This is a genomic window from Shewanella sp. MTB7, from assembly GCF_027571385.1.
Lineage (GTDB): Bacteria > Pseudomonadota > Gammaproteobacteria > Enterobacterales > Shewanellaceae > Shewanella.
Map to the genome: position 1 here is coordinate 3059027 of NZ_CP085636.1, position 13172 is coordinate 3072198.

At 41.1% G+C, this 13172-nt stretch carries 10 protein-coding genes; 6 read left to right on the forward strand and 4 right to left on the reverse strand.

What is annotated here, in order from left to right; genetic code table 11:
* Positions 1-8: 8 nt before the first annotated feature.
* Entirely contained in the window at positions 9-1829 is a 1821-nt protein-coding gene (locus HWQ47_RS13025; RefSeq protein ID WP_269971531.1) for a DUF1302 domain-containing protein, read from the reverse strand.
* Positions 1830-2282: 453 nt separating this feature from the next.
* Between HWQ47_RS13025 and HWQ47_RS13030 the strand changes: the two genes are divergently transcribed.
* From HWQ47_RS13030 to HWQ47_RS13040, 3 genes are all read left to right on the forward strand, one after another.
* On the forward strand, positions 2283-3326 hold the full coding sequence (locus tag HWQ47_RS13030) for an AraC family transcriptional regulator (RefSeq protein ID WP_269971532.1): 1044 nt from the start codon (positions 2283-2285) through the stop codon (positions 3324-3326).
* Positions 3327-3582: 256 nt separating this feature from the next.
* Positions 3583-5154, forward strand: a complete 1572-nt coding sequence (locus tag HWQ47_RS13035) for an AMP-binding protein (protein ID WP_269971533.1) — start codon at positions 3583-3585, stop codon at positions 5152-5154.
* Positions 5155-5288: 134 nt separating this feature from the next.
* Entirely contained in the window at positions 5289-7046 is a 1758-nt protein-coding gene (locus HWQ47_RS13040; protein WP_269971534.1) for an acyl-CoA dehydrogenase, read from the forward strand.
* A 66-nt stretch (positions 7047-7112) separates the two neighbouring features.
* Here the strand turns inward: HWQ47_RS13040 and dacB are convergent, their stop codons facing one another.
* Together dacB and HWQ47_RS13050 are read right to left on the reverse strand one after the other, a co-directional pair.
* Positions 7113-8576, reverse strand: coding sequence for a D-alanyl-D-alanine carboxypeptidase/D-alanyl-D-alanine endopeptidase (dacB, locus tag HWQ47_RS13045; RefSeq protein ID WP_269971535.1), 1464 nt, complete (start codon positions 8574-8576; stop codon positions 7113-7115).
* A 138-nt stretch (positions 8577-8714) separates the two neighbouring features.
* Positions 8715-8876 carry a hypothetical protein gene (locus tag HWQ47_RS13050; RefSeq protein WP_269971536.1) on the reverse strand — a complete coding sequence of 54 codons (162 nt, stop codon included), beginning with the start codon at positions 8874-8876 and terminating at the stop codon, positions 8715-8717.
* Positions 8877-9103: 227 nt separating this feature from the next.
* On the opposite strand from HWQ47_RS13050, the gene HWQ47_RS13055 reads away from it, so the two are divergent.
* Both HWQ47_RS13055 and pssA read left to right on the forward strand, forming a co-directional pair.
* Positions 9104-9436, forward strand: coding sequence for a DUF1904 family protein (locus HWQ47_RS13055; RefSeq protein WP_269971537.1), 333 nt, complete (start codon positions 9104-9106; stop codon positions 9434-9436).
* A 10-nt stretch (positions 9437-9446) separates the two neighbouring features.
* The gene (gene pssA, locus HWQ47_RS13060; protein ID WP_269971538.1) at positions 9447-10760 is read left to right on the forward strand and encodes a CDP-diacylglycerol--serine O-phosphatidyltransferase; all 1314 of its coding nucleotides are present in this window, start codon (positions 9447-9449) and stop codon (positions 10758-10760) included.
* 505 nt (positions 10761-11265) lie between these two features.
* On the opposite strand, the gene HWQ47_RS13065 is transcribed toward pssA, so the two are convergent.
* The gene (locus HWQ47_RS13065; protein WP_269971539.1) at positions 11266-11859 is read right to left on the reverse strand and encodes a TetR/AcrR family transcriptional regulator; all 594 of its coding nucleotides are present in this window, start codon (positions 11857-11859) and stop codon (positions 11266-11268) included.
* A 211-nt stretch (positions 11860-12070) separates the two neighbouring features.
* Between HWQ47_RS13065 and HWQ47_RS13070 the strand changes: the two genes are divergently transcribed.
* Entirely contained in the window at positions 12071-13171 is a 1101-nt protein-coding gene (locus tag HWQ47_RS13070) for an efflux RND transporter periplasmic adaptor subunit (protein ID WP_269971540.1), read from the forward strand.
* Position 13172 lies beyond the last annotated feature (1 nt).

The following is a 13172-nucleotide window of genomic DNA, read 5'->3' on the forward strand; positions in this document are numbered from 1 at the left end:
ACGCAAAATTAATAGGAAATATCAAAGCTAATCGCTAAGAAATCTTTGTCTTGGAGTATGTTATGTGCACCACCAAAAAATGATTTATAACTTAAAGTCGCAGCATATTTCTGAAGATAAGAGCCTTCTATTGCAACACCAATAGCGCGGCTTCCTTCATTAAACTGACTTCCAGGATCTGGAGAGTTACCTTCAACATCATGTGACCAAGAAACTGTTGGTTTAAAAGAGATACCAGCAATTAAATCAGGGTATTCCCACACAGCGTTGATTCGATATCCCCATGCATTTTCTGTTGTGAATCCTGAATTTAGACAATCGGATCCAATAGCACCAGCGGCCACTAAATTTGCACAGTTTAAACCATTGCCTAAATCAAAATCGGCGAGCCCAAATACCGTATTTCGACCATACCTTTGGTTTGAATCTTCCACTCCATCAGTGTGAACAAATCCGATCTCTCCGATTAAACTCAATCTCGAAGCGCCCATAAACTGCTCAATGAACTGAATACCAGTTAATTGGATCTGGGTAACGTCAAATTCATCATAACCTTTGGCTACTGCGCCAGGTGCTACGGACAATACCCTAGGTGTGAAACGGAAAATGGGGGATTCACTTAACACACCATTTAGGATCTCTGCGCCATTAATTTGTACTGGCGTATTTGGCTTATAGGAGATCTCTCCAGAAACGGCAACTCCCTTAATATTGGTTGCGAAACTTGCACCAAATAATTGTAAATCCTCAGGATATTCTATTTGATAGGCAGGGTTTAAAGCGGATATTGCTCCCCCAGTTGGATCTAAGGAACTTGGGACAAATACCGCTGTGACTCCTGCAATGGTAGAGGTTGCACTGCGCACGGCGTTAATAAGAGGGACTCGTGAGTGGATATTAAGATAGTAGAGCCCAAACTCCGTATCATTTAGTGCTTCAGAGTAATACTTTACCGATAGACCATATTGACCTAAATTATCAGGTTCAACATCATCCCTACGTTTGGCATAGAAACCACCTTCCAGTGCAGCTCTGTCATTTACACTGATGGTGACGGCATTACATCCATCAGCAACAAAATCAGCACTTGAAAAAAACGTACCGCAGCCATCAATTTGAGTCTTTTCCCATTCAAATTGATAGAAAGCTTCCAAGGATATTGATTCCGTGATGCCTAATGAAGCGTAGAACATACCTACAGGTAAATATGCTTCTTTGAGCAAAGCCCCAGGACGACGAAAAGCACTAACATCAAAAGGATTTATAGAGCTTATTCCCCCCTGAATAAACGTACTTTCCCCCCAACTAATCACTTGACGACCGAGTCGAAGATCAAGCGGCATCTCACCGATATCAGTTTGAAGAAATGCATATGCATCAAGTAATGCTATGCCAGAAAATTTTGCATAATCGGCTGCATTATCATCATTAAGGGGGGTGTTAGGTATATAACCGTTAGGGGAGTTGCCATGAGGCCGGTCACCATTTTGTAGTTCATTATCAAACCAATATTTTATTCTCACAAAAGCACCAAAATTATTATGAGTGAGTAAAAATTCGTTCGAGCCTTTAATTATCTGTGAAAAAGTATCATATTGATCAAAGTTTAGATCACCATCATCGGTGGTCATTGTCGCACCCGTTCCACCATTCTGCTTACCAATAAAAGCGGGGTCAGCTTCAGTCATTCGCCAACTAGCACCTAATGAAATCTGTGAGTTAATTTGTAATGCGGTATCATTTTTTTCACCAAAATAGAAATCAGCAGAGTAAGCCGAACTGCATAACATACTGGTCAATATGATTAATACAGATTTTTTTAATTTCATGTCAAGTACCTTGTTATTATTATCACCTTTAACAACATACGAGCTTTTGATGTAAATAAAATATCAATCCGCGCCAAGTTCTTATCAATTAAGACAGACGTTTGTTTTATCGAATAATTTAGAAATACATTTTTTCTGTATTTATAGTCAACTAGCGACATTTTCGTAGAAATATAGGAAGAAAGGTGTTTTACGCTTAAATGTTATCGGGTTGTAGTTGTTTGTAGTGTGTGGCATCTTGATTGAATGAGGTTACCTACATCGATAGTGGTACAGGCTGAGAAACATATTTCAACGAAGATCCGTCAGTGATGCGCTGACTAGCAGCTATAATCTAAAAAGAGGTCGCTGTAACGAAAGTGTTAAATCTCTATTGTTACAATCTTCGCAGGGTAATATCAATCGGTATAAATAAGTATCTAAGCCCATTAAAACAATTAAAGAAGGCTGATTTTGGCAGAGTACTACTCAACATTAAGCGGATGGATAATCCCATTCTCCAGAGCGATGGATGCGTGTGGAATTGATACTGACGAAGCATTTATACAGTGTGGGATAGATCCTAATGCGGTAAAAGATCCTGAAGCTCGAATAGGCACGCAAAGATTTGTGGATCTTTTAGATTACTGTAACAAACTAAGGGATAGTGGCGACTTTTCAATTCAGGTTGGTCGGTATTTCCATCCTGGAATGTTTCATGCACTAGGCTATGCCATGATGACATCCAGTACTTTGAAAGATGCATTAGCTCGCATAGTGACCTATAAGCGAGTGGTATCAAATGCCTGTACATTGGAACTGGATGAAACGAGTGATCATCTGGTGTTAAAAATGATGGTTAGTACCTTTGACACTACCGGTCGTAAAGTCCTTAGTCGGGCGTCTACAGAGACATTTATGGCTATCGTTGTGCAGTTTACTAGAGAGCTTTTGGGGATCAATTTTAACCCTCAGCGATTGATTCTAGGCTATGATAAACCTCTTGAGTATAGTGGATATTTAACTGATTTTTTTAACTGTCCTGTTGAGTTTTCAGATGGAGATTCCTATATTTTCTTTGAAAAAGTACAAGCTGAAGAGTATCTCATCGTTGCAAACCCAATGATCAATGGTATACATGAAAAAATGCTGATTGATTTTTTGAGTCGTATAGACAGACACGATCTGACCTATGTGATAAAAAACAAGATTTATGAAATATTGCCTTTAGGAGCACCTTCACAACAGGAAATTGCTGAAAAGCTGGGCATGAGTTTACGTAATTTACAGAGAAAATTACAGGAGCAGGACACCTGTTATAAAACAATTTTAGAAGATACACGAAAATCACTCACATTAGATTATATTAAACAAGCTCATTTAAGTCTAAGCGAAATAGGCTATTTGGTTGGTTTCTCCAGTGTAGGCAATTTTAATCGCGCATTTAAACGTTGGACTAATTCAACGCCAGGAGAGTATCGAAGACAATATATTTCGGAAAAGAAAACTCTACTCTAAATATGTAAACTCCTCCAGATTCAGTTCAATGTCATTAACTCATAATGCTTCTATCTTCGCTTTTACATTCCAGCTTCCCTTGCCATTATCCGTTGACAAGCATTTGGCGCGTTTAGCGTATCAATTAGACAGTGAGTTTAGCAAACTGGAGTTCATAATGAATTTCTAATCTTGTTTATTCAAAAAACATTAAACTAAAAAATTTTTAATAAATAAACGAGATATTTCAGCAATTGTCTTGAGTAAAGGAAACAGAATGAGCGAGTTATTTGACAGTAAGATTGAAGATTTAGCTGACCTTATAGAGTCAAGTATGAAGAAGTATGGTAAGGCTCCTGCTTTTGAATGTTTCGGTCAAACACTCACCTTTGAGGAACTAGAACGCTTATCCGGATCATTAGCTTCTTGGCTCCAGCATAAATCAGGACTTGTTGCAGGTGACAGAATAATTATACAACTGCCTAATATTAATCAATTCCCAATTGCCGTTTTCGCTGCATTACGTGTGGGACTCGTTGTTGTTAATACAAATCCTCTGTATACCCCAAGAGAAATGCTGCACCAATTTGCCAATTCAGGCGCAAAAGGGATCATTATCTTACAGGATCTTTTGGGTAAGCTTAATGAAGTGATAGATAAAACACGCATTGAAACAGTGATTGTGACTCATTCACATGATCTTATCTCAAAAAAACTTGCCACATCTCAATGTGGGATTAGCTTTATGGAGGCGATTGCTCAAGGCGAGACTCTGAAACTTAACCCCAGATTTAATAAGGATTTAGATGATACTTGTGTTATTCAATACACTGGGGGAACGACTGGAAAATCTAAGGGAGCCTGTTTAACTCATCGAAGTATCTTAAGTAATGTAGGCCAGTTCTTTGAGCGTATCGACGCTAAGTTAGAGGAACAAAATGAAATATTTGTCTGCCCTTTACCGCTTTATCATATCTATGCCTTTGTGGTGAATATGATCATGCTGTTTAGTAAAGGCAATCTGAATCTGTTAATCCCTAATCCGAGAGATCTTGACGCCCTAGTTAACAGCATTGGCGATCATAAGATCACGGGTTTTAGCGGTATCAACACTCTTTTTGTCGGTCTCTGCCAGCATTCAGGTTTTAAAGCCTTGGATTTCTCTTCTCTTAAGATGACCTTCTCAGGAGGGTCGGCTTTGACAATGCACGCAGCACAAAGTTGGCAAGCAGTGACCCAATGTACAGTCAGCGAAGGGTATGGACTGACTGAAGCCTCACCAGTGGTGTGCATGAATGAACCTGGCAATGAACAGTTGGCTTCTGTGGGAAGACCTTTAATAGACACTAAGGTGGAGATTTGGGACCGTGATGACACAAAACTGGCTATCGGTGAGCAAGGCCAAATAGTGGTGAAAGGTCCGCAGATAATGAAAGGGTATTGGTCGCTACCTGAAGATACTAAGAGGGCGATGTCAAAAGATGGCTATTACCGAACTGGAGACGTGGGAGAAATAAGGCCCAATGGCTGCATTAAAATCGTCGATCGTCTCACTGACATGATCATCGTATCGGGCTTTAATGTTTATCCAAATGAGATAGAAGAGGTGCTGGTGAGTCATCCAAGTATCAATGAGGCTGCCGTTGTCGGAGAACCTGACGGCAAATCAGGGGAACGTGTATGTGCCTATGTCACCGTCTTAGACCGAAATGTAGAAATGTCAACTTTGCTTGATTACTGCCGAGAAATGTTAACAGCCTATAAAATACCCAAACGAATTATTTTTATGGAGTCATTGCCAAAAACCACTGTGGGTAAAATTTTGCGTCGGGAGCTGAGACAAACTTAAGTTATCCATGTAGCTCACCTGAACTGAGGTAATTTATCAGTTTTGTCGTCAAATATGTAAAAAAAACTTCCATTTACCACATTTTTTGGTGTAGATTAAAACAACTGTTTTAATCTCACGTTTGAGAAATAATAATGAATCCTTACCAAGCTCCGTTAGCTGAAATGAAATTCCTATTAGATAAGGTGTTTGATGCACCTCAAACATGGGCATCGTTACCAGACGTAGCCGAAAATGTCGATCTAGACACTGCTATTGCGATAATGGACGAAGCAGACAAAATTAGTCGTGAACTTATCCATCCTATTAACCGTAGCGGCGACGAGCAAGGTGTTGTACACCAAGATGCTAAGGTGATCACACCAAATGGCTTTAAAGAGGTCTATAACCAGTATGCTGAAGGCGGTTGGGTCGGTTTCTGTGGTGATCCTGAATTTGGTGGTATGGGTATGCCTAAAATGCTCGGTGTGTTAGTTGACGAGATGGCATACAGTGCATGTAACTCGTTCACACTTTATGGCTCTCTCACTGCAGGTGCAGCCTTGTGTATCAATGCCCACGGTAGCGAAGAATTGAAAGCAAAATATCTGCCGATGATGTACAGCGGTGAGTGGGCAGGTGCTATGGATATGACAGAACCTCAGGCAGGTTCAGATCTGCGTAATATCCGCACTAAAGCAGTCCCTAATGAGGATGGCAGTTATAACATTACCGGTAGCAAAATTTTTATTACCGGCGGTGATCATGACCTGACTAAAAATGTTGTTCACCTAGTACTGGCTAAACTGCCTGACTCCAACGGTATCTCTTTATTTTTAGTACCTAAGATTAAAGTGGATGATCAAGGTCACTTAGGTGAAGCCAACGGTGTGACCGTCGGCTCTATTGAACACAAGATGGGGCTAAAAGCCTCTGCGACATGTGTGATGAATTATGATGATGCCCAAGGTTTTCTGATTGGCAAACCTAATCGCGGCCTGGTTTGTATGTTTACCATGATGAACTATGAACGTTTAGCGATTGGTATCCAAGGTCTAGGTACATCCCAAGCGGCATATCAGATGGCTGCAGATTATGCTAAAGAGCGCGTACAAGGTGTTGCCGCTGGCGGGTCTTTAACTGGCGCGACTAGCGATCCAATTATTGTACACGGTGATGTACGCCGCATGTTGCTCAATATCCGTGTATTAACCGAAGCTGGGCGTGCCTTGTCAGTGCTAACCGGCCAACAGCTTGATATCGCTAAATATGGTGAGGGCGCAGCACAAGCTAAAGCAGGTCGCTATGTCGGCTTACTGACGCCGGTTGCTAAGGCTTTCTTAAGTGATCGGGGTTTAGAGGCTGCGATCACCGCCCAACAGGTTTTTGGGGGACATGGCTATATTCGCGAAACGGGGATTGAGCAATTAGTTCGCGATACCCGTATTGCTCAGATCTATGAAGGCACTAATGGTATTCAAGCGATTGACTTCCTTGGTCGTAAAGTAACTGGGGATAACCTAACAGCATTAACAGAGTTTGTTGCTGAATGTACTGTAAAGCTGACTTCATTAACACGAGTTGATGAAAGCCATAAAGCCAAGGTAATCGCACTATTTGAAGAGTTGATGGCAGTTGCTAAGCTAGTCAATGACAAAAAGTTAATTCAGCCTGCTATTATCAATACTTGTGCTGTCGATTTCCTCGATGCCTTTGGTCACGTACTCTACGGATATTTCTGGTTACTTATGTCAGATGTGGCATCGAACGAGTCTGACTCTGAATTTGCTAGCCAAAAACGTTATTTAAGTGATTTTTATATTGCTAAGATACTCCCTAAAGCAAACTATCATTTAGCTCAGGTACGTGAAGGTGACAGCACTGTGATGAGCATTCCTGAAAACTTATTCTAGATTCACTGTACAGCTTGATGTAGAAGACATAAAAAGGCGAACCTTTCGGTTCGCCTTTTTCGTTTCTTATGGCATGGGTGTATTTGAAGTCGTTGACGTGGTATTCACTGCAGCAGGCGTATAATCGAGTATCGTTTGCAGAAAAAGAGCACTGAAAGGGGCTATTTGTTCTTTTTTCTCAAGGGGACTCTGACCATTTTCTAGCACCACAAATAGGGTATCGTCGAAATAGGGTTTCTTAATAAAACCTGCCAGATTATCAACTCCCTGCATAGAGCCTGTTTTTGCATACACATAGTTAACTAAGGGTTTTGTACTGAAATATGATTTGTATTTTAGGGTCCCACTAACCCCTGATATAGGTAAGGAATCGATTAATCCTATAAATCGTTCATCAGTATAAAGTAGACTCAGAACCTGACTAAGTTGTTTTGCGCTGATTAAGTTATAACGCGACAAACCTGAACCATCGACAATTTGAGCATGGGTCAAGTTAACCCCCTCTTGAGTGAGTATCTCCCGCATCGCTCTACTGCCATTCTTGAAATTTCCTGTTTGTTTAAAATAGGACTGACCTAGCTGTTTTAATAAACTGTCGGCGATCAGGTTATCTGATTTCAACAACATGGTATCTAAGAGCACTGGCAGTGTTTTAGAACTGTGCTGGCCAATCAAACTGGTATGCTCAGCAAGTGAATGAGAGACAAAAATGTCACCGGTTATTTTGATTTGACTGCTGTTAATTAACTGTTCAACTGTGTCTTTAGCAAATAATGAAGGATCGGTGATCGCTATCGCGAGCTTAATATCTTTGTTACCCGGATAACAACCACTGAGACTAAATTCATTATTAGCTAACCGTTTTAGATCTAAATCACAAAAGGTCTCTTTCTTTGTTTTATCGAACACCGCAGTGTTGTGGATCTTAATCGGCAGAGATTGAGAGAACACCAGCTGGCTTTTTTCACTGGCAAGTTTTGTTTTCAATTGCCCATGAATACAATTTTGATTGATCACAAAACTTGAGACTGGCGCGGCAAAACAGATCCCTAAATCATCCCAGACCCAACCCGGAGCCTGAAGCTGTTCATCAGTGTTACCTACCAGATAAAGATTACCTTCGATTAGGTTAAGACCCTGATCCGACAGTTGTGTTAATAGATCATTAATATGCTGACGAGTCAGAGTCGGATCGCCACTGAACTTTAGATATAGATCACCGGGAATTTTACCGCCACGGATTGGAAAATGTGAATATAGTCCAGTGTGAAACCTAAAATCTGCTCCGAGGTATGCTGTCGCCGCTACTGCCGTGAGTAATTTTTGCGTACTCGCAGGTAAGAGTAAGGTGTCGGCATTCTCTTCATAAAGCAGTTCACCTGTGATTAAGTTCTTAGCATAGAGTGCCGTATGTGAGTGAAGTGGTTTTATTTTTCCTAGGATATTAGTAAAGTAATCATTCGCAAGCAGGGGAGATGAAATCAAGTAGGAAAGTAGGGCGAATTTTGACAGAGTTCGAATGAGGCACATAGTTGTTGGACTCTAGATGAATAGTTGATGTCATGGTGCACCTTGGCACAAGAAATTGCTTGGAACGAGAATCTCATTCAGCGGCGTAACCCGTTAGTAAACGGGAGGGTAAACTCACTATTCAAAGGGGCTATCTGCTTATTCGTCTTTTTCCATTAATCGATATAGACGTAAAGTGACAAAGCTCACCAGTCCAATAAATAGCGGTAAAATGAACAAACCTAGCTCGGCTTTAAAGTGAAAAATCCCCCAAGCGATAAAAAGTGTGAATACCAAAGTGAGCAAAATTTTGAGGTTCATATTAAATGATACAATTTTTAAGTTAGACAATTATGGTTAGTTTAACGAAATTGGTGATCGAATGCCGTGATAATCCGCAAATCAGCACACTTTTATAATTCTGATTAGTTATTGTACAAAAATAGTACGAAACTTAAGGTGTTAGCTTAGCTATTGATAGAAAAGCCTTGCTGAAACGGCTTTAAATCGGTAATTTCTTTCTCTTATGATTCATTAAAGGGATCGACATGCCACACATTCGTTTACGAGGGCTGCCAGAAGCAGCTGTCATTGACCTTAGTCGCAGCTTACTTCGTGACCTAGCACAGATCTGTAATGTGAACCAGCAAGGGTTTACGTTAGACTGGGTACCGAGCGTCAGTTATCGTGACGGCATGTCAGACCAAAGTATCACACAAGTTGAGATACTTTGGTTTCCAAAAGATCCCCATACGCACCAATTAGTTGAATGTGCTATCCGTGAGGCTGTTACCTTGGTTTATCCGGAACTACAAAGTCTATCGATAATGTTTATCGCATTAGATCCTAGTACATACTACCGAAATGGTGTGCATTTTTAAGGAGATATCCTTGCTGGATAAGCTTGGTGGAATACCGTTACAGCCAGAAGCTATTCGTTGGTTGCTGACCCCAAAATGCCTTAAGGCTGAACTACTGACATCTATCGCAAATGCGAAAAATGCTGTCTATATTTCAGCGCTCTACTTAGAAGACGACGAGGCTGGCCGTGAAATACTGGCAGCCCTGATGCAAGCTAAAGATCAAAATCCGGCATTAGACGTTAAGGTTCTTGTCGATTTTCATCGTGCTCGTCGAGGTCTTATCGGTCATAAAGGGGATAGTGGCAACTACCTTATGTACCGAAAGGTTAATGCAGAAGCTAAACACCCAATTGAGATATTAGGTGTGCCAGTTAAGTCTCGTGAGTTTATGGGGGTGCTGCACCTTAAAGGGTTTATTATCGATGATACTGTGATCTACAGTGGGGCTAGTATCAATAATATTTACCTTCATGAAAACGAAAAATATCGATTTGATCGTTATCATGTGATTGAATCTGCGGAACTGGCTCGCTCAATGCGACAAATGATCCAGACTTATTTAGTTGAAGATGTGGCCGTTTGCTCGTTGACGCAAGATAAAGATTCTGAACAGTTACCAGAGAAAGTCGACATACGCAGTTTGAAAACTCGACTAAGTAAAGCCGGTTATCAGTATGAACAGACGCGTATTGGCAATCGAATCACGCCAGTTATGGGTTTAGGTCGTAAGAAAAATAAGCTTAATAAAATAGTTGTCGACTTGGTTGCGGAATCAAAAGAGTCGCTCTTTATCTGCACTCCCTATTTCAATCCACCTTATATTTTAGCCCGCTCACTGGCAAAGCATCTGCGTGATGGTAAGCGTATTGATATTGTTGTTGGTGACAAAACCGCAAATGATTTCTATATCCCCCCAGAGCAAGATTTCTCGACCATAGGGGCTTTACCCTATCTGTATGAGCAATCTTTGCGTAAGTTTGCCAAGAAACAGCAGTGGGCCATTGAAAATGGTCAGTTAAATATCCACCTTTGGAAAGATGGGATCAACAGTTATCACCTTAAGGGGATCAGTGCCGATGGCAGACGCCATCTGATCACTGGTAGCAACTTAAATCCTAGAGCTTGGTCATTAGATCTTGAAAATGGGCTATTAATTCAGGATGAAAATGGGTGTTGGCAGGAGCAGTTTGAAGCCGAACAGGCGCATATTCTGCAGCATACTGAACGTCTATACCACTACAGCCAAATAGATACGTTAAACAGCTACCCAGCGCCAGTACGTAAGATTATGACACGCATTCGTCGCCTCAAGGCTGACTTTTTACTGCGTCGAATTTTGTAATTAATGGTTTAAGGTTCCTAGTTTCTAGGCCCTAGAAAAAGAAAGGCGAGGATAATCCTCGCTTTTTTATGTCTGGAACATTTATGACTATCGTCCATGGATGGATAACGATAGGCGTTATGTCTGGAACATTTATGGTTTTTGATTTTATAAAGAACGTCCATGGATGAATAACGATAGGCGTTATGTCTGGAACATTTATGGCCTTTGATTTATAAAGAGTGCCTTACGACGTTATACCAATCAGTATAAGAAGTTGATCTACTCAGAGTGTTTTTTGGCAAGCTAATTCAAGGCGAATGGATGACATAATGGTTGTTTCCTTATGAGTTCATTCAACGCAGAAGTAGGCAGCCAAAAACACTCCTTACAGGCGAGTTTTAGCGGTCCTGATACTGTGTTAACGAGTTTAACCGTAGAATAACTATGCTCTTCACTCGTTGCCTTGCCTCAGGACCGCTAAACTCTCGCTGAGCGATCAAATCTTTATACTGATTGGTATTATCTAGACTTCAAATGCCGACAATAGTACTAAAACAACCGTCTCTATTTTTTGATCTAACTCTTCACCTTGTGGAATCGGCTCTTGTGCTATCACCTGTGGCCAAAACAGTGAACCCTGAAACAAGCTGGTATAGATAGTGGTGATGACGTTAAGGTCTGTCTGTTTCATTTTTCCTGCTGCCATGGCAGCACTAAACCATTTCGTGACGGCTTTGGTGCTATAGAGGCTAGCAATCAATTTACGCGCCATCTCTGGCTGCCGCAGAAATTCCAGCAAAATTGTACGAGCTAAGGGGATACCACAGGTGTTGTAGATACTGTCAGCTTCCTTGTTGATAATGGTAATCAACTGTTCTTGCACACTCCGATCGGAATCGAATGAATAGCTGATGGTTTCATCAATTGATGATTGAATGACGGTTAATACCGATTCAAATAACCCTTCTTTACTCTCAAAGTGACGGTAAAGAGTGCGTTTTGAGACCTGTGCAGTGCTGCAGAGTCTGTCCATGTTAGCAGCAATAAACCCATGATGTATGAACTCCTCTTTTGCCGCTTTAATGATGTCCAGACGTTTCTGTTCTGAGCGTGTCATGACGTGTCTCCCAACTATCTTAGTAGATTTTAACAAGCGAGATCCCAAAAGTAAACTTTAAAGTATACCTATGCTAAAAACAGGAATAATATAAACCCAAGAGTTTACTTCTGTAGGAAATGTTCAATGAAATAAACTCTTAGGATAGATAATTGCCTTTCAATGGTCACAACTGATCCCGAGTTAGTGAATGGATCGCTCAGTGGAGAAAATGGTGAAAACTAATCTACATATACCTGCATCGATTAAGGTCAATGCGCTAGCAATAAGCATCGTGATGTCTGTTCTATTACTGAATGGCTGTGGCAAAGAGGAATCATCGAACCTTATTGCACCAGTGATAAAACTTGCCCTCACTGAAATAGTTTCTGAGCAAGCAGCGGACGATCTCAGTTTTAACGGTGTTGTTCGTGCTGCTGAACGTGCCGATTTGTCATTTCGAGTGAATGGACGGTTGATCGATATTTTTGTCCGAGAGGGCGATCATGTACAGCAAGGGCAAGTATTGGCACTGCTTGACCCGAGTGATACGAGTAATGCATTGGATTCAGCCTTGCTGGAGCAAGAGAATACTCGTCTAGAATACACCCGTGCTCAGGCAATTTTTGATATAAGCCAAGCCATTTCAAAAAGTGATCTCGATACCATAAGCACTCGTTTCGAACTGGCGAAAAACAGAGTCGTTGATGCCACACTTCAACTGGAATATACCAAATTAACAGCTCCATTTAACGGCATTATTGGCCGAAAATTGGTCGACAACTATATCCAGATCCAAGCCAATGTGCCAGTACTCACTTTACACGATCTCAATGACTTAGAAGTCGTGGTTAATATTCCACATAAAATCATGCTTTCAAGTCACAACGCCACTAAAGCAAACGCAGAGTTGTCAGCGATTAATGGACAAATATTCCCACTGGTATTGCGGACGTACGGTACCCAAGCTGATCCTGTTTCTCAAACCTATCCAGTGGTATTGGGTTTTGAAGATCTCAAAGGCTTTCGAGTACTGCCGGGCATGGCGGTTAAAGTGACACCCGTTAATACCGACACCAGTTCAATGTCGTTGGCTCTCACCGTGCCATTAACTGCAGTGGTGCCAGATAATCAAGGTAAGCAATTTATTTGGGTGGTAAACAGTGAAAATATAGTAGAGAAACGCTTTATCCTTGTCGGTGCATTAAGCAAAAATCGTATTCAGATAAAAAGTAATCTGGCTGTGGGGGAACGGGTGATTATCGCTGGCGTGTCTAGTGTGAAAGAGGGCATGGAAGTACGTCCATATATCACTGATAATACTGGAGTCTAAT